At 50.1% G+C, this 22690-nt stretch carries 25 protein-coding genes; 13 read left to right on the forward strand and 12 right to left on the reverse strand.

Annotated features, from left to right (window positions below):
• Positions 1-3 precede the first annotated feature (3 nt).
• From hslU to rraA, 3 genes are all read left to right on the forward strand, one after another.
• Positions 4-1338 carry an HslU--HslV peptidase ATPase subunit gene (gene hslU, locus IX31_RS20160; RefSeq protein WP_034461420.1) on the forward strand — a complete coding sequence of 445 codons (1335 nt, stop codon included), beginning with the start codon at positions 4-6 and terminating at the stop codon, positions 1336-1338.
• A gap of 76 nt (positions 1339-1414) precedes the next feature.
• Complete coding sequence (gene menA / locus IX31_RS20165) at positions 1415-2344, forward strand: 1,4-dihydroxy-2-naphthoate polyprenyltransferase (RefSeq protein ID WP_034461421.1); 930 nt, start codon at positions 1415-1417, stop codon at positions 2342-2344.
• Positions 2345-2436: 92 nt separating this feature from the next.
• Positions 2437-2922: a ribonuclease E activity regulator RraA gene (gene rraA, locus IX31_RS20170; protein WP_034461422.1), complete on the forward strand. Its 486-nt coding sequence runs from the start codon at positions 2437-2439 to the stop codon at positions 2920-2922.
• A 183-nt stretch (positions 2923-3105) separates the two neighbouring features.
• Here the strand turns inward: rraA and zapB are convergent, their stop codons facing one another.
• Entirely contained in the window at positions 3106-3345 is a 240-nt protein-coding gene (gene zapB / locus IX31_RS20175) for a septal ring assembly protein ZapB (RefSeq protein ID WP_034461423.1), read from the reverse strand.
• A 443-nt stretch (positions 3346-3788) separates the two neighbouring features.
• On the opposite strand from zapB, the gene IX31_RS20180 reads away from it, so the two are divergent.
• The 4 genes from IX31_RS20180 (at position 3789) to fpr (ending at position 8180) form a co-directional block, all read left to right on the forward strand.
• The gene (locus IX31_RS20180; protein WP_034461424.1) at positions 3789-4640 is read left to right on the forward strand and encodes an MIP/aquaporin family protein; all 852 of its coding nucleotides are present in this window, start codon (positions 3789-3791) and stop codon (positions 4638-4640) included.
• 21 nt (positions 4641-4661) lie between these two features.
• Positions 4662-6176 (forward strand): glycerol kinase GlpK, encoded by a 1515-nt coding sequence (glpK, locus tag IX31_RS20185; protein WP_034461425.1) that lies wholly within the window; start codon positions 4662-4664, stop codon positions 6174-6176.
• Between the two features lie 145 nt (positions 6177-6321).
• Positions 6322-7332 carry a class II fructose-bisphosphatase gene (gene glpX / locus IX31_RS20190; protein WP_034461426.1) on the forward strand — a complete coding sequence of 337 codons (1011 nt, stop codon included), beginning with the start codon at positions 6322-6324 and terminating at the stop codon, positions 7330-7332.
• Between the two features lie 101 nt (positions 7333-7433).
• Entirely contained in the window at positions 7434-8180 is a 747-nt protein-coding gene (gene fpr, locus IX31_RS20195; RefSeq protein WP_034461427.1) for a ferredoxin--NADP(+) reductase, read from the forward strand.
• A gap of 2 nt (positions 8181-8182) precedes the next feature.
• Here the strand turns inward: fpr and IX31_RS20200 are convergent, their stop codons facing one another.
• Positions 8183-8602, reverse strand: a complete 420-nt coding sequence (locus IX31_RS20200) for a DUF805 domain-containing protein (RefSeq protein ID WP_034461428.1) — start codon at positions 8600-8602, stop codon at positions 8183-8185.
• 147 nt (positions 8603-8749) lie between these two features.
• On the opposite strand from IX31_RS20200, the gene IX31_RS20205 reads away from it, so the two are divergent.
• Positions 8750-9316, forward strand: a complete 567-nt coding sequence (locus tag IX31_RS20205) for a YiiQ family protein (RefSeq protein ID WP_122974070.1) — start codon at positions 8750-8752, stop codon at positions 9314-9316.
• Between the two features lie 110 nt (positions 9317-9426).
• Positions 9427-10194, forward strand: a complete 768-nt coding sequence (tpiA, locus tag IX31_RS20210) for a triose-phosphate isomerase (protein WP_034461430.1) — start codon at positions 9427-9429, stop codon at positions 10192-10194.
• A 46-nt stretch (positions 10195-10240) separates the two neighbouring features.
• Here tpiA and IX31_RS20215 read toward each other — a convergent pair whose 3' ends face one another.
• The 5 genes from IX31_RS20215 to cpxP all read right to left on the reverse strand — a co-directional run bounded on the left by IX31_RS20215 (position 10241) and on the right by cpxP (position 14921).
• Entirely contained in the window at positions 10241-10999 is a 759-nt protein-coding gene (locus IX31_RS20215) for a CDP-diacylglycerol diphosphatase (RefSeq protein ID WP_034461431.1), read from the reverse strand.
• 94 nt (positions 11000-11093) lie between these two features.
• Positions 11094-12083 carry a sulfate/thiosulfate ABC transporter substrate-binding protein Sbp gene (gene sbp / locus IX31_RS20220; protein ID WP_034461432.1) on the reverse strand — a complete coding sequence of 330 codons (990 nt, stop codon included), beginning with the start codon at positions 12081-12083 and terminating at the stop codon, positions 11094-11096.
• A 152-nt stretch (positions 12084-12235) separates the two neighbouring features.
• A complete protein-coding gene (gene pfkA / locus IX31_RS20225) occupies positions 12236-13198 on the reverse strand; it encodes a 6-phosphofructokinase (RefSeq protein WP_034461433.1) in 963 nt (320 codons plus the stop codon).
• Between the two features lie 183 nt (positions 13199-13381).
• Positions 13382-14284, reverse strand: a complete 903-nt coding sequence (gene fieF, locus IX31_RS20230) for a CDF family cation-efflux transporter FieF (protein ID WP_034461434.1) — start codon at positions 14282-14284, stop codon at positions 13382-13384.
• A 124-nt stretch (positions 14285-14408) separates the two neighbouring features.
• On the reverse strand, positions 14409-14921 hold the full coding sequence (cpxP, locus tag IX31_RS20235) for a cell-envelope stress modulator CpxP (protein ID WP_034461435.1): 513 nt from the start codon (positions 14919-14921) through the stop codon (positions 14409-14411).
• Between the two features lie 150 nt (positions 14922-15071).
• Here cpxP and cpxR point away from each other — a divergent pair, with 150 nt between their 5' ends.
• The 3 genes from cpxR (at position 15072) to trmL (ending at position 17700) form a co-directional block, all read left to right on the forward strand.
• On the forward strand, positions 15072-15770 hold the full coding sequence (gene cpxR / locus IX31_RS20240; RefSeq protein WP_034461436.1) for an envelope stress response regulator transcription factor CpxR: 699 nt from the start codon (positions 15072-15074) through the stop codon (positions 15768-15770).
• Positions 15767-17137 (forward strand): envelope stress sensor histidine kinase CpxA, encoded by a 1371-nt coding sequence (gene cpxA / locus IX31_RS20245; protein WP_034461437.1) that lies wholly within the window; start codon positions 15767-15769, stop codon positions 17135-17137. Before cpxR ends, cpxA begins: the two co-directional genes overlap by 4 nt.
• Before the next feature lie 89 nt (positions 17138-17226).
• Entirely contained in the window at positions 17227-17700 is a 474-nt protein-coding gene (trmL, locus tag IX31_RS20250; protein ID WP_034461438.1) for a tRNA (uridine(34)/cytosine(34)/5-carboxymethylaminomethyluridine(34)-2'-O)-methyltransferase TrmL, read from the forward strand.
• On the opposite strand, the gene cysE is transcribed toward trmL, so the two are convergent.
• The 5 genes from cysE to IX31_RS20275 all read right to left on the reverse strand — a co-directional run bounded on the left by cysE (position 17697) and on the right by IX31_RS20275 (position 20894).
• A complete protein-coding gene (gene cysE, locus IX31_RS20255; protein ID WP_034461439.1) occupies positions 17697-18518 on the reverse strand; it encodes a serine O-acetyltransferase in 822 nt (273 codons plus the stop codon). The genes trmL and cysE overlap by 4 nt on opposite strands.
• Positions 18519-18634: 116 nt before the next feature.
• The gene (gene gpsA, locus IX31_RS20260) at positions 18635-19654 is read right to left on the reverse strand and encodes an NAD(P)H-dependent glycerol-3-phosphate dehydrogenase (protein ID WP_034461440.1); all 1020 of its coding nucleotides are present in this window, start codon (positions 19652-19654) and stop codon (positions 18635-18637) included.
• Entirely contained in the window at positions 19654-20127 is a 474-nt protein-coding gene (secB, locus tag IX31_RS20265) for a protein-export chaperone SecB (protein WP_034461441.1), read from the reverse strand. Before secB ends, gpsA begins: the two co-directional genes overlap by 1 nt.
• A gap of 60 nt (positions 20128-20187) precedes the next feature.
• Complete coding sequence (gene grxC / locus IX31_RS20270; RefSeq protein ID WP_034461442.1) at positions 20188-20439, reverse strand: glutaredoxin 3; 252 nt, start codon at positions 20437-20439, stop codon at positions 20188-20190.
• 23 nt (positions 20440-20462) lie between these two features.
• Positions 20463-20894, reverse strand: coding sequence for a rhodanese-like domain-containing protein (locus tag IX31_RS20275; protein ID WP_034461443.1), 432 nt, complete (start codon positions 20892-20894; stop codon positions 20463-20465).
• Between the two features lie 245 nt (positions 20895-21139).
• On the opposite strand from IX31_RS20275, the gene gpmM reads away from it, so the two are divergent.
• Positions 21140-22687 (forward strand): 2,3-bisphosphoglycerate-independent phosphoglycerate mutase, encoded by a 1548-nt coding sequence (gene gpmM, locus IX31_RS20280; RefSeq protein WP_034461444.1) that lies wholly within the window; start codon positions 21140-21142, stop codon positions 22685-22687.
• The last annotated feature ends 3 nt before the right edge of the window (positions 22688-22690 follow it).

Here is a 22690-nt window from a genome sequence, read left to right on the forward strand (position 1 = left end):
CCCATGTCTGAAATGACTCCTCGCGAAATTGTCAGCGAACTGAACAAACACATCATTGGCCAGGACAATGCCAAGCGTTCCGTGGCGATTGCGCTACGTAACCGCTGGCGCCGTATGCAGCTTGATGAAGAGCTGCGTCATGAAGTTACGCCAAAAAACATTCTGATGATCGGCCCAACTGGCGTGGGTAAAACCGAAATCGCTCGTCGCCTGGCAAAACTTGCTAACGCACCTTTCATTAAAGTTGAAGCGACCAAATTCACCGAAGTTGGCTATGTTGGTAAAGAAGTGGATTCTATCATCCGCGATCTGACTGATTCTGCAATGAAAATGGTTCGCCTGCAATCCATCGAGAAAAACCGCTACCGTGCCGAAGAAATGGCAGAAGAGCGCATTCTTGATGTGCTGATCCCGCCGGCTAAAAACAACTGGGGCCAAAACGAAACGGCACCAGAGCCATCTGCAGCGCGTCAGTCTTTCCGTAAAAAATTACGCGAAGGGCAGTTAGACGATAAAGAAATTGAAATCGACCTGGCTGCGGCACCGATGGGTGTTGAAATCATGGCTCCTCCTGGCATGGAAGAGATGACTAGCCAGTTGCAGTCTATGTTCCAGAATCTGGGCGGCCAGAAGCAAAAACCACGCAAGCTGAAAATCAAAGACGCGATGAAACTTCTGATTGAAGAAGAAGCGGCGAAGCTTGTGAATCCGGAAGAACTGAAGCAAGACGCCATTGATGCCGTCGAGCAACACGGCATCGTGTTTATCGATGAGATCGACAAAATCTGTAAGCGCGGTGGCAACAGCTCCGGCCCGGACGTTTCCCGCGAAGGTGTTCAGCGTGATTTACTGCCACTGGTTGAAGGCTGCACCGTTTCGACTAAACACGGTATGGTCAAAACTGACCACATTCTGTTTATCGCATCTGGCGCCTTCCAGGTCGCAAGTCCGTCAGACCTGATCCCAGAATTACAGGGGCGTCTGCCAATTCGCGTGGAACTTCAGGCACTGACTGTTGAAGATTTCGAGCGCATTCTGACTGAGCCAAACGCGTCTATCACCGTGCAGTACAAAGCACTATTGGGCACCGAAGGCGTGAATATCGACTTCACCGAAGACGGTATTCGCCGTATTGCTCAGGCCGCATGGCAAGTGAACGAGTCCACCGAAAACATCGGTGCGCGTCGTCTGCACACTGTGTTAGAACGCCTGGTCGAAGACATCTCTTACGATGCCAGCGAAATGAACGGCCAATCCATTCTGATTGACGGCGAATATGTCAGCAAACATCTGGATGAGTTGGTAGCAGATGAAGACTTGAGCCGTTTTATCCTATAATCCCGCTCAACGTATTTTCTTCATTTGAAATGGAGGGCTTATGCCCTCCATTTTTTTATATCTAACAGAGAGAACTATGAGCGAATCGCACTCTGTAAGCACGACTCAAGCCTGGCTTGAAAGCTTGCGCCCACGCACATTACCACTGGCATTTGCCTCTATCGTCTGTGGATCCGCGTTGGCTTTCTGGCAAGGCGTGTTCAACCCCGCTATTGCACTGCTGGCACTGCTGACTGCCGGGTTACTGCAAATCCTCTCAAACCTGGCGAATGACTACGGTGATGCGGTAAAAGGCAGCGACAAAGAAGACAGAATCGGGCCATTGCGCGGAATGCAAAAAGGGGTGATTACCCAGGCGCAGATGAAAAAGGCGCTGGTTATCACAGTAGTATTAATCTGTATTTCTGGCCTGGCGCTGGTCGCGGTTGCTTGCCGTACGCTGGCAGATTTCCTCGGTTTCCTGGTCCTCGGTTTGCTGGCTATCATCGCGGCTATTACCTACACCGTCGGAACTCGTCCGTATGGTTACATGGGTCTTGGGGACATTTCAGTACTGGTATTCTTTGGCTGGCTAAGTGTGGCTGGCACCTGGTATCTCCAGGCTCATGCTTTGGCCCCGTTAGTGTTTTTACCCGCGACGGCTTGTGGATTACTGGCAACAGCTGTGCTGAACATCAATAACTTACGTGATATCGACAGCGACCGTGAGAACGGTAAGAACACACTGGCTGTGCGCCTGGGTCCGATGCTTGCCCGTCGCTATCATGCTTGCCTGTTGATTGGGGCGCTGGCGTGCCTGGCGGTATTTAACCTGGTTTGGTTGCAAAGCCTCTGGGGATGGCTATTTGTGCTCGCAGCACCGCTACTGATTAAACAGACGCGTTTCGTGCTCAGTGAGATGGAGCCGGTCGCCATGCGCCCAATGCTTGAACGAACGGTTAAAGCCGCATTACTCACTAACTTGTTGTTTGCGGTAGGAGTTGTGCTCAGTACGGTGTCGTTTTAGCTGACAAATATCAATTAACAATTGATGATTTTGCCAACAGTTAGGATTAAGCGATATACTGACAACTCGTGCAGCAACAGAATCTTAATCCTATGAAATATGATACTTCCGAGCTTTGCGACATCTATCAGGAAGATGTCAACGTCGTTGAACCGCTGTTTTCCAACTTCGGTGGGCGGTCGTCCTTTGGCGGGCAAATCATCACGGTGAAATGTTTCGAGGACAACGGATTGTTGTATGATCTGCTCGAACAAAATGGCCGTGGCCGAGTGCTGGTAATCGATGGTGGCGGCTCTGTTCGCCGTGCTTTGATTGATGCAGAACTTGCCCGTCTGGCGACTCAAAATGAGTGGGAAGGCATCGTGGTATACGGTGCAGTACGCCAGGTCGACGACCTGGAAGAGCTGGATATTGGTATTCAGGCAATTGCCGCTATTCCGGTAGGTTCAGCAGGAGTTGGCATTGGCGAAAGTGATGTGCGCGTTAACTTTGGTGGCGTGACATTCTTCTCCGGCGACCATCTGTATGCAGATAACACCGGCATTATCCTTTCCGAAGATCCCCTCGATATTGAATAACCCAATCGAATAACAAAACGGGCGCCCTTGGGCGCCCGTTCTTCTTCTAAAGAAAACAATAACCAAAATAATTCGAGTTACAGTTAGGCGGCAAGGGAGCAAATCCCCAGGAGCTTACTTGAGTAAGTGACTGGGGTTTTTGAGTGCAGCCAACGCCCCTGCGGCTCGAAGTATGACGGGTATTTAGACTTCTTCCATTTTACCCAGCAAGGCATGCAGACGATCCTGCCACACGTGCTGTTGTTCTTTCAGAGAATTGTTTTCGCGCACTAATTCTTCATGGTTGCTCTGAGATTGCTGAACTTGCTGAGACAAATTATTGTTGGTCTCTTTCAGCTCTTCAATTTCCATTTGCAGCAGGGTAATGGTGTCAATCGCCTGCTGTACTTTTGCTTCCAGTTTCTCAAACACTTCAAATGACATTTCTGAACCTCTTCTGAATTGCAAGGCGTTGATGGATTTCTAAATCCCCGTCCCGGATATTCCCGATGACACCTTATGAATATATGCGCTCCACGCAGCGTGTCTCGATTGTAAGTAGCGTGAGTAGCCGTGTCCAGCGAGTTCAAGCGCTCTTTGCATAACATAACGTTTTTCAGCATATGCCGAATGACCTGGAGCGCTAAAATCACTATTTGTTAACGCATTGATTACTTCCATGAGCGTTTGCGTTGTCTTTTCTGGGTGATAATGCGCACAATTTAGCGCGTAATCGCTCATTTTTATGACGAACAACACAATTTTAAAGTTCGATATTTCTCGTTTATGTTCGTTAACGATAAATTAACACTATGCCTACATGGCACCTGCGCGGCAGGGAAGCCCGAACAAACAATAATCATTAATTTTGCCTTCAGGACCCTACTATGAGTCAGACAGCTCCATCAACTTTGAAAGGTCAGTGCATCGCCGAGTTCATGGGTACCGCGTTGTTGATTTTCTTTGGTGTCGGATGTGTCGCCGCCTTAAAAGTCGCGGGCGCAAGTTTCGGGCAGTGGGAAATCAGTATCATCTGGGGTTTGGGAGTGGCTATGGCTATCTACCTGACCGCAGGCGTTTCCGGTGCGCATCTTAACCCGGCGGTGACTATCGCACTTTGCCTGTTCGCCTGCTTCGATAAACGTAAAGTGGTGCCGTTTATTCTTTCGCAAGTTGCAGGTGCGTTCTGTGCCGCAGCTTTGGTCTACGGCCTGTATTACAATTTATTCCTCGATTACGAGCAGACGCACCACATGGTACGTGGCAGTGTGGAAAGCCTGGATTTGGCAGGTATCTTCTCAACCTACCCTAACCCACACATCAATCTGGTACAGGCCTTTGCCGTAGAGATGGTGATCACCGCCATTCTGATGGGCGTTATTCTGGCGCTGACTGACGATGGCAACGGCATCCCACGTGGCCCGTTAGCACCATTGCTGATTGGCTTATTGATTGCGGTAATTGGTGCCTCAATGGGGCCATTGACCGGATTTGCGATGAATCCAGCACGTGACTTTGGCCCGAAACTTTTCGCCTGGTTAGCTGGCTGGGGCGATGTCGCCTTTACCGGTGGCCGTGATATTCCTTACTTCCTGGTGCCAGTATTTGGCCCGATTGTAGGTGCGGCGTTAGGTGCCTTTGGTTACCGCAAGCTGATTGGCCACCATTTACCTTGCGATGTTTGTGTTGCAGATGAAGAAAAATCCAGCGCATCCACTCAACAAAATGCTTCTTTGTAAGACTGACTTCAGGACAAAATTATGACCCACGAAAAAAAATATATTGTCGCACTCGATCAGGGTACAACCAGCTCCCGCGCCGTCGTCCTGGATCATGATGCCAACGTAGTTAGCGTTTCACAGCGCGAGTTTCAGCAAATCTATCCAAAAGCAGGATGGGTAGAACACGACCCAATGGAGATCTGGGCAACACAAAGCTCCACGCTTGTAGAAGTGCTGGCTAAAGCCGATATTAACTCAGACCAAATCGCCGCAATTGGTATCACCAACCAGCGTGAAACCGCTATTGTCTGGGAAAAAGAGACCGGCAAACCAATTTATAACGCCATCGTCTGGCAGTGCCGTCGTACCGCTGAAATCTGCGAGAAACTCAAACGTGATGGCCTGGAAGAGTACATCAAATCCAACACAGGTCTGGTCGTTGACCCATACTTTTCTGGCACCAAAGTGAAATGGATTCTTGACCATGTAGAAGGCTCACGTGAACGTGCTCGCCGTGGCGAACTGCTGTTTGGTACTGTCGATACCTGGCTTATCTGGAAAATGACCCAGGGGCGCGTACACGTTACCGATTACACAAACGCCTCACGAACCATGCTCTTTAACATCCACAGTCTGGACTGGGATGACCGCATGCTGGAAGCGCTGGATATTCCACGTGCGATGCTGCCAGAAGTACGTAAATCTTCCGAAGTGTACGGCCAGACCAACATCGGTGGTAAAGGCGGTACGCGTATTCCAATCGCCGGGATCGCCGGTGACCAGCAGGCGGCACTCTTCGGCCAGCTATGTGTAAAAGAAGGGATGGCGAAAAATACCTACGGTACCGGCTGCTTTATGCTGATGAACACCGGTACTCAGGCGGTGAAATCAACTCACGGGCTGCTGACCACTATTGCCTGCGGCCCACGCGGTGAAGTGAATTATGCACTGGAAGGTGCGGTATTTATGGGCGGCGCGTCTATCCAGTGGCTACGCGATGAGATGAAACTAATTAGCGACGCGACGGACTCCGAATACTTTGCCACCAAAGTCAAAGACACTAACGGTGTATATGTCGTTCCCGCTTTTACTGGCCTGGGCGCTCCTTATTGGGACCCGTATGCCCGCGGCGCAATCTTCGGCCTGACTCGCGGCGTGAACGCAAACCATATTATCCGTGCAACACTTGAGTCCATCGCTTACCAAACGCGTGATGTACTGGAGGCGATGCAAGCTGACGCAGATATTCGCCTGCATGCTCTGCGCGTAGACGGCGGAGCTGTCGCAAACAATTTCCTGATGCAATTCCAGGCGGACATTTTAGGCACCCGCGTTGAGCGCCCGGAAGTCCGTGAAGTCACAGCGTTAGGCGCAGCTTATCTGGCAGGCCTGGCCGTTGGTTTCTGGCAGAATCTGGATGAAGTCAGCGAGAAGGCGGTTATCGAAAAAGAGTTCCGTCCGGGTATCGAAACCACTGAACGTAACGTCCGTTACGCTGGCTGGAAAAAAGCCGTTAAGCGTGCGCTGGCGTGGGAAGAGCATGACGAAAGTTAAGTTCTGATATCACCAACCTACTCTCTCCCTATCCTGGGAGAGAGTTGAGATGAGTCCTGAATCCACAGCAACATCCCACCTTCCCCCGACGATTCCTCACCTGTGCTAAAATGCGTCGCAATTGAGTTTGCTAAATGAGTGTGCAATGAGACGAGAACTTGCGATTGAATTTTCCCGCGTAACCGAAGCCGCAGCACTGGCTGGTTATAAATGGTTGGGCCGTGGCGATAAAAACATGGCGGATGGCGCAGCCGTTCACGCCATGCGTATCATGCTTAATCAGGTCAATATTGACGGCCAGATTGTGATTGGTGAAGGGGAAATCGACGAAGCGCCGATGCTCTATATTGGCGAAAAAGTCGGGACTGGCCAGGGGGATGCGGTAGATATCGCCGTTGACCCGATTGAAGGCACACGGATGACCGCCATGGGTCAGGCCAACGCGCTGGCTGTGCTGGCTGTGGGTGACAAAGGTAGTTTCCTCAACGCCCCAGACATGTACATGGAAAAACTGATTGTTGGCCCTGGCGCGAAAGGCATTATCGACCTCAATCTGCCGCTGGCTGAAAACCTCTATAACATCGCCGTTGCACTCAACAAGCCACTGAGTGAACTTACCGTAACTATTCTCGCCAAACCGCGCCACGACGCCACCATTGCTGAACTGCAAAAGCTTGGCGTACGCGTTTTCGCAATACCTGATGGTGATGTTGCGGCATCCATTTTGACCTGTATGCCAGATAGTGAAGTCGATGTGATGTACGGTATCGGAGGCGCGCCAGAAGGGGTGATTTCCGCAGCTGTCATTCGCGCGTTGGACGGTGACATGCAAGGGCGCTTGTTGGCTCGTCACCACGTTAAAGGTGATAGCGATGAAAACCGTCTGATGGGTGAGAAAGAGCTTGAGCGCTGCAAAGCGATGGGCATTGAAGCGGGCGTGGTATTGAAACTCGACGATATGGCACGTAACGACAATGTAATTTTCTCCGCGACCGGTATCACAAAAGGCGATTTGCTGGACGGCATTACCCGTAAAGGGAATATGGCGACCACCGAAACACTGCTGATTCGTGGTAAATCGCGCACCATTCGCCGTATCAAATCTATTCACTATCTCGACCGCAAAGATCCAGACGTACAAACGCATATTCTGTAAGACTACCGTTTGTCTGAATGAGCTTTCCAGCTTTAACCGGCTGGAAATCTCGCACTTTTCTGGTGAAGATAGGGAAAACACAACAAAGGGGAACGTGCATCATGGCGGAATGGGTCAAAGGTAAAGTCGTTCAGGTTGAAAACTGGACCGATGCTCTGTTTAGTCTCACTGTTCATGCGCCTGTCGCTCCTTTCACCGCCGGGCAATTTACCAAGCTTGGCATGGAAATCGATGGTGAACGCGTGCAGCGCGCCTATTCCTACGTCAATGCGCCTAGCGATCCTAATCTTGAGTTTTATCTGGTCACCGTTCCTGAGGGCAAACTCAGCCCACGCCTGCATGCTCTGCAACCCGGCGATGAAATCATGTTGGTTAGCGAAGCTGCGGGTTTCTTTGTGCTGGATGAAATCCCGGATTGCCAGACGTTGTGGATGCTGTCGACAGGTACCGCATTAGGCCCCTATCTTTCGATTTTGCAGGAAGGCAAAGACCTGGATCGTTTCGAGAATATCGTTTTGCTTCATGCCGTGCGTTATGCGCAGGATTTGAGTTATTTGCCATTGATGCAAAAACTCCAGCAGCAATATGAAGGGAAATTACGGATTCAGACAGTGGTCAGCCGGGAATCACTTCCAGGCTCGTTAACCGGACGTGTACCCGCACTTATCGAAAGCGGGGAACTTGAAGCGGCGGTAGGTCTGCCAATGAACATTGAGACCAGCCATGTGATGTTGTGCGGTAACCCGCAAATGGTGCGTGATACGCAGCAGTTGCTGAAAGATACCCGGCAGATGACCAAACATTTGCGCCGCCGACCGGGCCATATGACAGCCGAACACTACTGGTAGCGTTAGCGGTATTTCACTTCGCTGGTGTCTTTACCAAAGCGGTTCTCGCCCTGGGTGCCAACAAATGCACCCAGGTCCATAATGACCATCACCAGAATCAAGGTTGGGATAAAACGCCCAAGTCCCCACTGCGCTAATGTGCCGAATGTCTCCCAGTTTCCGGCAAGTAACAGCCAGGCCGGAATAAACAGTAGCGCCCACCAGCCTTTCTTATTGCGATCGTGCAGACGTTTCACAATCACAGCGGCAGTCGGAATCAAAGAACCCGACAAGAAGAAACCGGCGGTGGAATAAGGCATAATTTCAGCACCCGCGAGGGTGAAGAGAATGATCAGCGCGACTAACCAAACGCCAATCCAAATCCAAAAGTCACGGCGTCCAATACGTCCGTTAAAAGAGAACAGCCATTGCTGTATGGTCATGGTAAGGTCCATTTTATTGTTTAGCGCCGTAGTGTACCCTGGCTATGCCGGGTTTTGACAAGCCAACGGAATGCCGATTTAATCGGGAAGCAGAATTCACAGGAGAATTTGTCAATGAGACATCTGTTTGCAGCTCTGGCTTTACTGATGCTACCCGCTGCGGTGGTTTGGGCCGATCCGCCTTCAGATTCCACCTCACCACTGCAAGCCGCGCCCTATTTACTGGCCGGTGCACCAACATTTGATATGAACATTACGCAGTTTCGGGAAAAATTCACCGCAGAAAACCCGTCTTTGCCGATCAATGAATTCCGCGCTATCGACTCCAGCACCGATGAGGCAAACCTGATGCGCGCCGCCAGCAAAATAAACGAAAATCTCTACGCATCTACGGCGCTTGAGCGCGGTACGTTGAAAATAAAGTCGATGCAGATAACGTGGTTGCCGATTCAGGGCCCCGAGCAAAAAGCGGCACGAGCAAAAGCGTCTGAGTATATGTCAGCGCTGATTCGCACCTTTACCCCATCACTTTCAAAACCGCAAAGCGGGGCAAAACTCACTAAATTACTTAGCGATGGGAAGAACAAACGTTATTACGCGCAAACCGATGGCGCGATTCGTTATGTTGTTGCGGATAACGGTGAAAAGGGGCTTACCTTCGCAGTTGAACCGATTAAGCTGACGCTATCTGAAACCCTTAACAACGGCGAATAAATGACAAAAAGCAAAGCCTTTCGCTTGCTGAGTCTCTATACTGTTTCACAGACCATGCTGCCTTAAATGGCAGCGATTCTTTTATTAGTTTGACCTTGTGGAGAATGAAGATGCGACATCCTTTGGTGATGGGTAACTGGAAACTGAACGGCAGCAAGCACATGGTACACGAGCTGATTGCTGGCTTACGCAAAGAACTGGCTGGCGTTGCTGGCTGTGGCGTTGCTATCGCTCCTCCAACAATGTACCTGGATCTGGCTAAACACGCCGCTTCTGGCAGCCACATCATTCTTGGTGCTCAGAACGTTGACCTGAACCTGTCTGGCGCATTCACTGGCGAAGTTTCTGCAGAAATGCTGAAAGATGTTGGTGCTAAATACATCATCATCGGTCACTCAGAGCGTCGTACTTACCACGCAGAGTCTGACGAACTGATCGCTAAAAAATTCGCTATCCTGAAAGAAGTTGGCCTGATCCCAGTACTGTGCATCGGCGAAACTGAAGCAGAAAACGAAGCTGGCAAAACTGAAGAAGTTTGCGCACGTCAGATCGATGCAGTTCTGAAAACTCAGGGTGCTGCGGCATTCGAAGGCGTGGTAATCGCTTACGAACCAGTATGGGCAATCGGTACTGGCAAATCTGCAACTCCAGCTCAGGCTCAGGCAGTTCACAAATTCATTCGTGACCACATTGCTAAAGCTGATGCGAAAGTTGCTGAGCAAGTGATCATCCAGTACGGCGGTTCCGTAAACGACAAAAATGCTGCAGAGCTGTTTGCTCAGCCAGACATCGATGGTGCCCTGGTTGGCGGCGCATCTCTGAAAGCTGACGCATTCGCAGTAATCGTTAAAGCTGCGGCTGAAGCGAAAAAAGCGTAATTTCTCGCGCTTAAAATATTAAGGCTCTGCTCCGGCAGGGCCTTTTTTATTTCAGTAGTTCGCAGCTGTGATCCTGCAACTGCTCCGCAGAAGCCAAATTCAAATGTAGTAAGTTACGCTCCGTCGCCAGTATGACCCACTTTCCGTCAGCTAATTTCGCCATCGCCAGGCTATAACGCCCCATATGCTCGCGTGCTTGTGGAACCTGAGATGCCAACATAATAAACGGGCTACGCTGCACAAACTCCGCTTCGCTTACCTTCCGTGCGATATATTTATTTCCGGCAAGCGGTACCGGGAAATCTTGCCAGCCGCTGTTCAACGTCTTTGCATACTGATTTAACTGGTTACGCACATCTGGGCGCAAACATGAAATATGGATGTGTAACTGATTCTGGGTGCGCCCGGAGGTGGAGTTAATTGTCAGCGAGATAACGTCATCAGGTACCGGAGATCCACGGCGCAGGCTCATAAAATTGCGCTGCTGCCACGCTAGCCAGAAAAAATTAGCGGTTTTCGCCTGCAATAATTCCGGGCTTTCCATCCCTTTCATTTTGGTCGTGGGTAATAACAGGTATTGAAGCGGGCCATGAATATCTTTCAGCAGTACGAATCCAGACTGCAAATCCACTTTGGCACAAGGCTCAGGGTTTTGGCGATCGCGCTGATGAGGAACGCACTGCTGGCTGACGATGCGCCACAGGGCGTCTGGGTGATGCAGATATTGCTGAAGACTAAACCAGCCAACGGCTGCGAGAATCAGCAAAAAAACACAGACAACTATTGTGCGTCGACGCCGGAGCATACAAAACCTCAGACATGATGAGAGGGTTGCCCAGCGTATCCCAAACTCCCGTAACCCAAAAGCAAAACGGCCCCTTTCGGGGCCGCCATTTCGTTTAACGCTGGCTAATCTGGTCGAAGGTTCCGCCATTCGAGAAGTGTTCTTTCTGCGCTTTGGTCCAGCCGCCAAACTCTTCATCAATGGTGAACAGTTTCAGTTTCGGGAAGGCATTTTCATACTTCTTCGCCACTTCTGCATTGCGAGGGCGATAATAGTTTTTCGCCGCAATTTCCTGGCCTTCCGGCGAGTAGAGGTATTTCAGATACTCTTCAGCAACCTTCTGAGTTCCTTTCTTATCGACCACTTTGTCGACTACGGAAACAGTCGGCTCGGCCAGAATAGATTCGCTCGGAGTGACAATCTCAAACTTATCTTTACCCAGTTCGTTAGTCGCCAGTAACGCTTCGTTTTCCCAGGCAATCAGCACATCGCCGATACCGCGTTCAACAAAGGTATTGGTTGAACCACGTGCGCCAGAGTCCAGTACTTCCACATTTTTATACAGCGCTTTCACGAAATCCTGCGCTTTGGCCTGGTCGTTATTATTGTGATGCAGAGCGTAACCCCAGGCAGCAAGATAGTTCCAGCGCGCACCGCCGGAGCTTTTTGGATTCGGGGTAATAACGGAAACGCCCGGTTTAATCAGATCGTTCCAGTCATGAATTTGTTTTGGGTTGCCTTTACGCACCAGGAAAACGATGGTTGAAGTGTAAGGCGCGGAGTTATCCGGTAGACGTTTGATCCAGTTTTTGTCGATACGGCCACGCTCAGCAATCGCATCCACATCATAGGCCAGCGCCAAAGTCACGACATCAGCTTCAATACCATTGATTACTGATGTGGCTTGTTTACCGGAACCACCATGAGACTGGCGGATAACGACGTTATCGCCGGTTTGTTGTTTCCAGTGTGCACTGAACGCCTTGTTGTACTCGTCATAAAGTTCGCGAGTGGGATCGTATGAGACGTTAAGTAACTGAATATCTTTTGCCAGTACGCTGGTTGACGCCAACAGTAATGTAAGTCCAACTCCCCACTTATTCATCGTTCGCTCTCTTTAATCAGATTTGATGAAAGCAGCGTGCCAGAAATTTAACCATTCATTAAAGAATAAAAAAAGATTGGCTATAACTATCGAGCATATAACAAACGATAAAAAGCCGGGTTTCCCCGGCTTCAGATTTCACAACAAGTGAATTAGTAGAGTTTCTTGGCGCAATCCAGCCAGTCACCTTTGAATGGACGCTTCATGCTTTCAATAGCGTCAATGATGTCGTGGTGAACCAGTTTCTCATTCTGAATACCGACGCAACGACCACCATGGCCTTGCAGCAGCAGTTCGATGGAGTAAGCACCCATGCGGGAAGCCAGAATGCGATCATAGGCAACCGGCGAACCACCACGCTGAATGTGGCCCAGGACAGTGGCGCGAGTTTCGCGTTTGGTTTCCGTCTCGATATATTGAGCCAGCTCGTCGATGTCACAGATGTGCTCAGTAATAGCGACGATAGCGTGTTTTTTACCTTTCGCGATTCCCGCTTTGATCTCTTCAACCAGGTCTTCGCGATTAAACTCAACTTCTGGCAGCACAACAAACTCACAGCCACCAGCAATGGACGCAGCTAAAGTCAGATCGCCACAGTAACGGCCCATCACTTCCACGATAGAAATACGCTGGTGGGAGGAAGAGGTGTCACGCAGACGGTCGATTGCTTCCACGACTGTTTCCAGAGCGGTGAAGAAGCCGATAGTGTAGTCGGTACCTTTGATGTCGTTATCAATGGTGCCTGGCAGGCCGATGCATGGGAAGCCCATTTCGGTCAGACGCATAGCACCCATATAGGAGCCATCACCACCGATAACAACCAGCGCATCGATACCGCGTTTTTTCAAATTCTCGATAGCCACTTCACGGATTTTCTCATCACGAAACTCCGGGAATCGAGCGGATCCCAGGAAGGTACCGCCGCGGTTAATCATATCGGACACGCTGTAGCGGTCCAGATTCACCATGCGATCTTCATACAAGCCGAGATAACCGTCATAAATACCTACGACTTCCAGACCTTCCGACAATGCAGCACGGACAACACCACGAATCGCGGCGTTCATACCTGGCGCATCACCGCCACTCGTCAACACACCAATTTTTTTGATCATGACTACCTCTGAACTTTTAAATGCAAATTAATCCTGTTGCCGGAAACGGCCTGCGGCATGCCGAGGCGTCGACTCTGCTACAAATAGTATAACAACCGCTTCTTGCTGAATTGATTCAGGTCAGGCCATATGCCGGTATCTTAACCACAAAATATCGGTTCAGCCTGACCTTACAACGAAAAATTAAAGCTCAAAATGCCCTTGTTGCTGCGTCGGAACAACCGAGCAGGGGTCCTGGTGAATTATCACATCTGAACCAGGGAAGCGACGTAAAATCGCTTGCTCCACTTGTTCGGCAATAACATGCGCCTGAACCAGTGGTAGATTGTCTTCCATTTCAATATGGACTTGAATAAAGCGGGTCGGCCCTGACTGCCGCGTACGTAAGTCATGCGCCCCTTTGACCCCTGGCCATGCATTGATGACATCAATAATTGCCTGACGTTCATCATCTGGTAATGCACGGTCTAAAAGAGATTGTACGGCTTCATGTCCCATACGAATCGCGTTATATAAAATATAGACGCCAATACCTAAAGCAAATATCGAATCCGCACGATGCCACCCATACCAGGACAGCGCCAGTGCAACGAGAATTGCTCCGTTCATCATAACATCAGACTGATAATGAAGCATATCTGCCCGAACGGCCTGACTTTGCGTCTTCCTCACAACCCAGCGCTGGAAAGTCACAAGTATTAACGTGCTGAATAATGCAATGACCGTGACTACGACACCAACTAATGGTTGTTTCATTTGTGACGGTTCAGCTAAATGTTGGATCCCCGTCAAAAAAAGGAATAGCGCAGAACCTGAAATAAACATACTTTGCGCAAGAGCAGCCAGCGATTCAGCTTTACCATGGCCAAATGTATGTTCTTCATCCGCCGGTTGCAGTGAGTAACGTACGACAAGAAGATTAGTCAGCGACGCAGCAATGTCCACCAGCGAATCCACCAATGCAGCCAGAATACTGACCGAACCGGTATACCACCAGGCGAAAATCTTAATCAAAAGTAACAATGATGCCATTACCGTCGCGGCGATTGCCGCACGGCTGACTAGTTTCCCATATTGTTGATTCATAGGGGCTCCAGCGAATGATTGCTGGCTAGTATAGCGGATTCACCTGAACCTTCAGGCAAAAAAAACCCGCCTGTTAAGGCGGGGAAGACAGGGATGGTGTCTATGGCAAGGAAAACAGGGTTTGTTACTGGTTACTACGCTTACTGCTACTACTCAGAGCCTGCATCGAAGACATCTGTTGCAGGTCCGCCAGTTCACGGAATTGATCCATGCGCTGTTGGTGTTTGTCATTTAAAACGGCCTGTTGCTCAGGGCTTAACAAGCGGTACATTTGGTTGCGTACTTTCGCCATTTCAACCTGGCGAGTCACTTGTTCTTGTGCCATTTTTTCAGCCTGGGCACGCACTGCCGTTTCATCAAAATTGTCTGCGGTGACCAGGTTATGCATGGTCTCCATTTCGCTTACATTCACGGGTGGGCTATCATGCCGTGCCCGTTGCATAAGATCGCGCATTTGCTGGCGCTGTTGTTCGGTCAGGTTTATCCCATCGAACATATGGCTCTGAAGGTGATTACGCTTCACTAAACCTTCACCGCCCTGGTACCAGTTATCGCTGGCCGGTAACTCTTTGGCCTGACTAGCCAGGGTTATCAGAGTCAATGTAGAGGCCATGACGGCAGCGGTAACATTGCGCATCACTTGCTCCTGAAATCATCTGTGCTGCGATTCAACGAGATTCAGTCTACGATTCCCGCTGCAAACTAGCGTCAGGGGGTGTAAAACAACGTAAAGTCATAGATTAGCGCGCCTTGATGACGTACTTTCTGCCTCGGAGGTAATTTAACAATGAATAAAATTCTGCTAGTTGATGATGACCGAGAGCTTACTTCCCTATTAAAGGAACTGCTCGACATGGAAGGTTTTAACGTAATTGTTGCCCACGATGGCGAACAAGCGTTGGAGCTTCTTGATGACACCATTGACCTTTTATTGCTCGACGTGATGATGCCAAAGAAAAATGGCATTGATACATTGAAAGAGTTGCGCCAGTCACACCAGACTCCAGTCATTATGCTGACAGCGCGAGGAAGTGAGCTGGATCGCGTTCTCGGCCTTGAACTGGGTGCAGATGACTATCTGCCTAAACCCTTTAACGATCGTGAGCTGGTGGCCCGTATACGCGCTATTTTGCGTCGTTCACACTGGAGTGAGCAGCAGCAAAACAGTGACAGTGGCTCACCGACTGTCGAAGTTGACGGTTTAAGCCTTAACCCAGGCCGCCAGGAAGCCAGCTTTGATGGACAAGCGCTGGATTTGACCGGTACCGAATTCACCCTGCTCTATTTGCTGGCACAGCATCTGGGCCAGGTGGTTTCACGCGAACATTTAAGCCAGGAAGTTCTGGGTAAACGCCTGACACCTTTCGACCGTGCAATCGACATGCATATTTCCAATTTGCGTCGTAAATTGCCGGACCGTAAAGATGGTCATCCGTGGTTTAAAACATTACGTGGCCGCGGCTACCTGATGGTGTCTGCTTCATGATAAGTAGCCTTACCGCGCGTATTTTTGCCATCTTCTGGTTGACGTTGGCGTTAGTGCTAATGCTAGTGCTGATGCTGCCTAAACTGGATTCGCGTCAAATGACCGAGTTGATGGAGAATGAGCAACGTCAAGGCATCATGATTGAACAGCATGTCGAAGCGGAACTTGAAAACGATCCACCAAATGACCTGATGTGGTGGCGTCGTTTGTTCCGGGCCATTGATAAATGGGCCCCCCCGGGACAGCGTTTATTACTCGTGACCAGCGAAGGGCGAGTTATTGGCGCCCAGCGTAATGAAATGCAGATCATTCGTAACTTTATCGGCCAGTCTGATAACGCCGATCATCCGCAAAAGAAAAAATATGGTCGCGTAGAATTGGTGGGGCCATTCGCTGTGCGTGATGGCGAAGATAACTACCAGCTCTACCTGATTCGCCCTGCAAGTAATTCCCAATCTGATTTTATTAACCTGCTGTTTGATAGACCTTTACTGTTACTTATTGTCACGATGCTGGTCAGTTCACCGCTGCTATTATGGTTGGCGTGGAGCCTGGCAAAACCTGCGCGTAAGTTGAAAAACGCCGCTGATGAAGTAGCCCAGGGTAATTTGCGCCAACACCCTGAACTCGAATCCGGACCGCAAGAGTTTCTCGCAGCTGGTGCCAGCTTTAACCAGATGATTACCGCGCTGGAAAGGATGATGACAAGCCAGCAAAGGCTGTTGTCTGACATTTCGCATGAACTGCGTACTCCGCTAACTCGTTTGCAATTAGGCACCGCCCTGCTGCGTCGTAAAACGGGTGAAAGCAAAGAGCTTGAACGTATTGAAACGGAAGCTCAGCGTCTGGATGGCATGATCAATGATCTTCTGGTGATGTCACGTAATCAGCAAAAAAATGCACTGGCGAGCGAGACGATGAAAGCCAATCAAATTTGGTCAGAAGTGCTGGATAACGCAGCCTTTGAAGCCGAACAGATGGGCAAATCATTAGAAGTCACTTACCCGCCAGGCCCGTGGTTGATGTACGGCAACCCTAACGCACTGGAAAGTGCATTAGAAAATATCGTCCGCAACGCATTGCGTTATTCGCACACGAAAATTGCAGTCAACTTCTCTGTTGATAATCAAGGGATTACTATCACAGTTGATGATGATGGCCCAGGCGTCAGCCCGGAAGATCGTGAGCAAATTTTCCGCCCGTTCTATCGTACAGACGAAGCGCGCGATCGCGAATCTGGCGGTACAGGTCTGGGGCTTGCGATTGTAGAAACAGCCGTTCAGCAGCATCGTGGCTGGGTGAAAGCCGATGACAGTCCATTAGGTGGTTTGCGACTGGTACTTTGGTTACCGCTCTATCATCGCTAATTTTCCATCATAAATTACAGGCCCTTCGGGGCCTGTTTTCCTTCCAGCGATAAATTGTTATTCTGCGCGCCTTGTCTTATGGGGGCCGTATGCTGAATATCGTGTTGTTTGAACCTGAAATCCCACCGAATACCGGAAATATCATCCGTCTTTGCGCCAATACGGGCTTCCGGTTACATATCATTGAGCCAACGGGTTTTGGCTGGGATGACAAGCGTCTGCGCCGCGCAGGCCTGGATTATCATGAGTTCGCTGCGGTTAATCGCCATAAAGACTACAGCGCTTTTCTGGATGCAGAAAACCCGCAACGCCTGTTTGCATTAACCACTAAAGGCACGCCGGCCCACAGCGCCGTGAGTTATCAGGATGGTGACTATTTGGTGTTTGGCCCAGAAACGCGCGGCCTGCCAGCTACGATTCTTGACGCTTTGCCTGCTGAGCAAAAAATCCGTATCCCAATGATGCCGGACAGCCGCAGCATGAATTTGTCGAATGCAGTATCGGTGGTGGTGTATGAAGCATGGCGCCAGCTTGGCTATCCCGGCGCCGTTCTGAGAAGTTAGATTCCGTCGCCGTACTCAAAACCATTGTTAGCACCGTTGAAGTGCTGATCCATATCGATGGCAGGCATATCGCTTTCAGGCTTGCCAACAATTCGAGCTGGAACACCAGCCGCCGTGGTATGAGGCGGCACTGGTTGTAACACCACAGAACCTGCACCAATTTTCGCCCCACGCCCAATTTCAATATTGCCAAGGATTTTCGCACCGGCACCAATCATCACGCCTTCACGAATTTTCGGATGGCGGTCGCCGCTGGTTTTTCCCGTACCGCCAAGTGTTACCGACTGCAAAATTGACACGTCGTTTTCAACGATTGCCGTTTCACCGATCACAATGCCGGTCGCGTGATCGAGCATGATCCCACAGCCAATTCTCGCAGCTGGGTGGATATCTACCTGGAATGACACAGAAACTTGATTTTGCAGGAAAATCGCTAACGCCCTGCGGCCCTCTTTCCACAGCCAATGACCGATACGGTAGGACTGCAAAGCATGAAAACCTTTCAGGTATAACAGCGGGGTAGAATATTTATCGACTGCCGGGTCACGGGTGCGCACCGCCTGAATGTCATGAGCTGCTGAGGCGATCATTTGTGGTTCTGCGGCATATGCTTCTTCGACAACTTCACGAATCGCAATGGCTGGCATAATCGGGGAGGCGAGTTTGTTGGCGAGCATATAGCTCAGGGCACTGCCCAGGTTTTCGTGTTTGAGGAGAGTCGCGTGGTAAAAACTGGCCAACATCGGTTCACAATCGGCAAGCGCTCGCGCTTCGGCTTTAATGTTGCTCCACACCAGATCCAGTTCTTCAGACGACATTGCTCTCTCCAGACAGAAAAACAGCGCCCGGCACAAAGTACCGGAACGCTTCAGTTATTGCGGTTTTGTCGTTCCATCATCCGTAACTATACCCACAACTTGAAGTATGACGGGTATTAGCTGCCGCTGCGTTCATCCTTGCGCGTTCGACCAAGCAACGTTAATGCTGCCTCGCGCGCGTTTTTTCCGCAATACAATACCTGATAAATTTCCTCGGTTATTGGCATTTCAACGCCAAAACGCGCCGCCAGCTCCCGCACTTCTTTAGTGTTGCGGTAACCTTCAACGACCTGGCCGATTTTCTGCTGTGCCGAATCAACATCCGCACCCTGCCCCAGCGCCATACCGAAGCGACGGTTACGTGACTGGTTGTCGGTACAAGTCAGGACCAAATCGCCCAAACCAGCCATTCCCATAAACGTTTCAGGGTCTGCGCCTAAAGCGGTACCAAGACGCGTCATTTCAGCGAGGCCACGAGTGATCAACGCAGTACGGGCGTTCGCACCAAAGCCAATACCGTCTGACATCCCCGCGCCAATCGCAATAACGTTTTTCACCGCACCGCCCAACTGCACGCCAATGAAATCTGGGTTGCTGTAAACACGGAAGCTTTTGCCGCAGTGCAGCAGTTGCTGGAGATCCTGCGCGAAGGTTTCGTCAGTTGCCGCGAGAGCAATAGCCGTTGGTAAACCCGCTGCAAGTTCTTTAGCAAACGTTGGACCGGAAATTACCGCTAAAGGAATTTCGTCGCCCAAAGCTTCACGCGCAACGTCTTGCAAAAGACGCCCGGTTTCAGCTTCCAGACCTTTCGTCGCCCACACGATACGCGCATCTTTGCGCATAAGCGGTTTGATTTGGCGTAGAACTTCGCCAAAGACATGGCTCGGCACTACTACCAGAATATTACGGCTGGCAGATAACGCTTTCGCTAAATCGCTTTCGAGGTGAAGTGTGTCAGGGAAAGGAACGTCAGGAAGAAACGCCGCATTACAGCGATCTGCCTGCAATACAGCAAGGTGTTTAGGGTCATGGCCCCACAGAACAACGTGGTGGCCATTACGTGCCAGGGTGATGGCAAGAGCGGTGCCGTACGAACCGGCACCGATCACAGTCATTGAAGCATTAAGGCTGTTCATCAGGCATCCTGATGGTTTTCAGCACCTTCGCCTTCGCCAGATTGCTGCTGCAGATAACTCATGAACAGCGCATCGAAATTAACCGGTGCAAGGTTCAGCTGCGGGAAGGTGCCACGAGAAACCAGGCTAGTGATTGCTTCACGTGCATAAGGGAACAGAATGTTCGGGCAGTACGCACCCAGGCAATGTGCCATCTGCGGACCTTCGATCCCACCGATGGAGAAGATACCTGCCTGCTGAACTTCGCACAGGAATGCAGTGTCTTCACCAAGTGTTGCGGTCACAGTTACGCGCAACACTACTTCATAAACGTCGTCTGCCAGCTGGCTTGAAGCAGTATCGAGATCCAGCTTCACTTCAGGCTGCCAGTCTTTCTGGAATACGTGTGGTGCATTTGGTGCTTCGAAAGAGATGTCCTTGGTGTAAACACGCTGAATCTGGAAAGCCATTTCTGTGTTGTTTTGTTCTGACATTGTTAAACCCTTAAAAAATTAATACATCCTTAAACGGCAGTAAGCGACAAAGGAACTGCACTAGCGCAACAGGGGATCAAGTCCACCACGAGCATCAAGTGCATACAAGTCATCGCAACCACCAATGTGCTGTGCGTCAATAAAAATCTGCGGCACTGTGGTGCGCCCACTGCGTTTAATCATCTCTTCACGCTTTACGGCATCGCCGTCAATCGCCAACTCCTGAAACGAGACCCCTTTGCTTTGCAGCAGGTCTTTTGCACGGTGGCAAAACGGACAGGTTGCTTTGGTATAGATTTCAATATTCGCCATGGTTTACCTCAGTGTACGTAGCATTATTTTCCGCGAACTAATGGCAGGTTTTCCCCGCTCCAGCCAGCGATACCTTCTTTCAGCAAGGTCACTTTTTCAAAACCGGCTTTCGTCAGCAGTGCGGCTGATTCTTGAGAAGAAACACCATTAGCGCAAACCACAATCACTGGTTGTGCTTTATGTTTTTCCAGCTCACCAAAGTTGCCAGTTTTAATATCAGCAGGCAGAACATTCAATGAGTTAGCAATATGGCCTTTGCGGAAATCATCACGGGAACGCACATCTACAACAACAGCGTCTTCTTTGTTGATAAGACGTGTCGCTTCACCACGGGTGATAACCTTAACTTTAGAAGTTAAACCTTTAAAGGTCATGAAAAGTACGGCGGCCAGTAAGCCAACCCACGCCAGACTAAGTATGGGATGACGACTAACGAATTGCATAATTTCTTGCATGGGGGGGTGTAACTCCCGACTAAGTAATATGAAAAAACCAGGTGAGGAGTATACATTTGCGTTGTGCCAAATACAGCCAGTCTGCGCCAGGTAATGTAGATTCTGCGGACTGTTACGAAAAAAATTACCGCAACGACGTAAAACCGATCACAATCCAGCCTCTTTCTTTGATCTTCTGCGGCTATTTACCCCGCAGCCTGTAGTAAAATTACGCAAATTTTGTCTTTGACTTAGAGGTTGTCGCAATGTCAGTTACTAAAAAACCTATGGTTCTGGTGATTCTGGATGGCTATGGCCACCGCGAAGAGCAGCAGGATAACGCTATTCTGAATGCTAAAACCCCGGTTATGGATAGCCTGTGGGCGAAGCGTCCACACACTTTAATCAACGCATCCGGCCTGGAAGTCGGTCTGCCAGAAGGCCAAATGGGTAACTCCGAAGTTGGCCATGTAAACCTCGGCGCTGGCCGTATTGTTTACCAGGACCTGACTCGTCTGGACGTTGAAATTAAAGAACGTACTTTCTTCGCAAACCCGACGCTGACTGCAGCAGTAGACAAAGCGGTTGCTGCTGGCAAAGCAGTACACATCATGGGTCTGGCTTCAGCCGGTGGCGTTCACAGCCACGAAGAACACATTCTGGCAATGATTGAACTGGCAGCTGAACGTGGCGCAGAAGCCATCTACCTGCACGCATTCCTCGATGGTCGCGATACACCGCCACGTAGTGCAGAATCTTCTCTGAAGAAGTTTGCCGATAAGTTTGCTGCACTAGGCAAAGGCCGCGTTGCTTCTCTGATTGGCCGTTACTACGCTATGGACCGCGACAACCGCTGGGATCGCGTTGAACTGGCTTACGATCTGCTGACTCTGGCTCAAGGCGAATACCAGGCAGAAACCGCTATTGCGGGCCTGGAAGCAGCATACGCACGTGATGAAAACGATGAATTCGTTAAACCGACTGTGATTCGTGCACAAGGCGAAGCAGAAGCCGTAATGAACGATGGCGACGCGCTGATCTTCATGAACTTCCGTGCTGACCGTGCTCGCCAAATCACCCGTACTTTTGTTAACGCTGACTTCGACGGCTTTGCACGTAAGAAAGTGGTTAACTTCGGCGATTTCGTGATGCTGACCGAATACGCAGCAGACATCAAAGCCGCTTGTGCTTACCCACCTGCTTCACTGACCAATACTTTCGGTGAATGGATGGCGAAGCACGATAAAACTCAGTTGCGTATCTCCGAAACTGAAAAATATGCTCACGTTACCTTCTTCTATAACGGTGGCGTTGAAGAGCCATTTGCTGGCGAAGACCGTATTCTGATTAACTCCCCGAAAGTTGCTACTTACGATCTGCAACCAGAAATGAGTTCTGTAGAACTGACCGAAAAACTGCTGGCAGCTATCAACAGCGGTAAATACGACACCATCATTTGTAACTATCCAAATGGTGACATGGTCGGTCATACCGGTGTTTATGAAGCGGCTATTGCTGCGGTTGAAGCACTGGATGGTTGCATCGCTCAGGTTGTCTCTGCGGTTGAAAATGTTGGCGGGCAGTTGCTTATCACCGCTGACCACGGTAACGCAGAACAGATGGCTGACCCGGCAACTGGCCAGGCGCACACCGCGCATACGAGCCTGCCTGTTCCATTGATTTATGTGGGCGATCGTAGTGTGAAAGCGGTAGAAGGCGGCAAGCTTTCTGACATCGCGCCAACAATGTTGAGCCTGATGGGTATGGAAATCCCGCAAGAGATGACTGGCAAGCCGCTGTTCATCGTGGAATAATCC

Origin of the sequence: Buttiauxella noackiae (assembly GCF_000737905.1) — a bacterium.
Taxonomy (GTDB): Bacteria; Pseudomonadota; Gammaproteobacteria; order Enterobacterales; family Enterobacteriaceae; genus Buttiauxella; species Buttiauxella noackiae.

Coding starts and splice junctions, on each gene's coding strand:
- hslU (WP_034461420.1), top strand. CDS start 4: ATGTCTGAAATGACTCCTCGCGAAATTGTCAGCGAACTGAACAAACAC.
- menA (WP_034461421.1), top strand. CDS start 1,415: ATGAGCGAATCGCACTCTGTAAGCACGACTCAAGCCTGGCTTGAAAGC.
- rraA (WP_034461422.1), top strand. CDS start 2,437: ATGAAATATGATACTTCCGAGCTTTGCGACATCTATCAGGAAGATGTC.
- zapB (WP_034461423.1), bottom strand. CDS start 3,345: ATGTCATTTGAAGTGTTTGAGAAACTGGAAGCAAAAGTACAGCAGGCG.
- IX31_RS20180 (WP_034461424.1), top strand. CDS start 3,789: ATGAGTCAGACAGCTCCATCAACTTTGAAAGGTCAGTGCATCGCCGAG.
- glpK (WP_034461425.1), top strand. CDS start 4,662: ATGACCCACGAAAAAAAATATATTGTCGCACTCGATCAGGGTACAACC.
- glpX (WP_034461426.1), top strand. CDS start 6,322: ATGAGACGAGAACTTGCGATTGAATTTTCCCGCGTAACCGAAGCCGCA.
- fpr (WP_034461427.1), top strand. CDS start 7,434: ATGGCGGAATGGGTCAAAGGTAAAGTCGTTCAGGTTGAAAACTGGACC.
- IX31_RS20200 (WP_034461428.1), bottom strand. CDS start 8,602: ATGACCATACAGCAATGGCTGTTCTCTTTTAACGGACGTATTGGACGC.
- IX31_RS20205 (WP_122974070.1), top strand. CDS start 8,750: ATGCTACCCGCTGCGGTGGTTTGGGCCGATCCGCCTTCAGATTCCACC.
- tpiA (WP_034461430.1), top strand. CDS start 9,427: ATGCGACATCCTTTGGTGATGGGTAACTGGAAACTGAACGGCAGCAAG.
- IX31_RS20215 (WP_034461431.1), bottom strand. CDS start 10,999: ATGCTCCGGCGTCGACGCACAATAGTTGTCTGTGTTTTTTTGCTGATT.
- sbp (WP_034461432.1), bottom strand. CDS start 12,083: ATGAATAAGTGGGGAGTTGGACTTACATTACTGTTGGCGTCAACCAGC.
- pfkA (WP_034461433.1), bottom strand. CDS start 13,198: ATGATCAAAAAAATTGGTGTGTTGACGAGTGGCGGTGATGCGCCAGGT.
- fieF (WP_034461434.1), bottom strand. CDS start 14,284: ATGAATCAACAATATGGGAAACTAGTCAGCCGTGCGGCAATCGCCGCG.
- cpxP (WP_034461435.1), bottom strand. CDS start 14,921: ATGCGCAATGTTACCGCTGCCGTCATGGCCTCTACATTGACTCTGATA.
- cpxR (WP_034461436.1), top strand. CDS start 15,072: ATGAATAAAATTCTGCTAGTTGATGATGACCGAGAGCTTACTTCCCTA.
- cpxA (WP_034461437.1), top strand. CDS start 15,767: ATGATAAGTAGCCTTACCGCGCGTATTTTTGCCATCTTCTGGTTGACG.
- trmL (WP_034461438.1), top strand. CDS start 17,227: ATGCTGAATATCGTGTTGTTTGAACCTGAAATCCCACCGAATACCGGA.
- cysE (WP_034461439.1), bottom strand. CDS start 18,518: ATGTCGTCTGAAGAACTGGATCTGGTGTGGAGCAACATTAAAGCCGAA.
- gpsA (WP_034461440.1), bottom strand. CDS start 19,654: ATGAACAGCCTTAATGCTTCAATGACTGTGATCGGTGCCGGTTCGTAC.
- secB (WP_034461441.1), bottom strand. CDS start 20,127: ATGTCAGAACAAAACAACACAGAAATGGCTTTCCAGATTCAGCGTGTT.
- grxC (WP_034461442.1), bottom strand. CDS start 20,439: ATGGCGAATATTGAAATCTATACCAAAGCAACCTGTCCGTTTTGCCAC.
- IX31_RS20275 (WP_034461443.1), bottom strand. CDS start 20,894: ATGCAAGAAATTATGCAATTCGTTAGTCGTCATCCCATACTTAGTCTG.
- gpmM (WP_034461444.1), top strand. CDS start 21,140: ATGTCAGTTACTAAAAAACCTATGGTTCTGGTGATTCTGGATGGCTAT.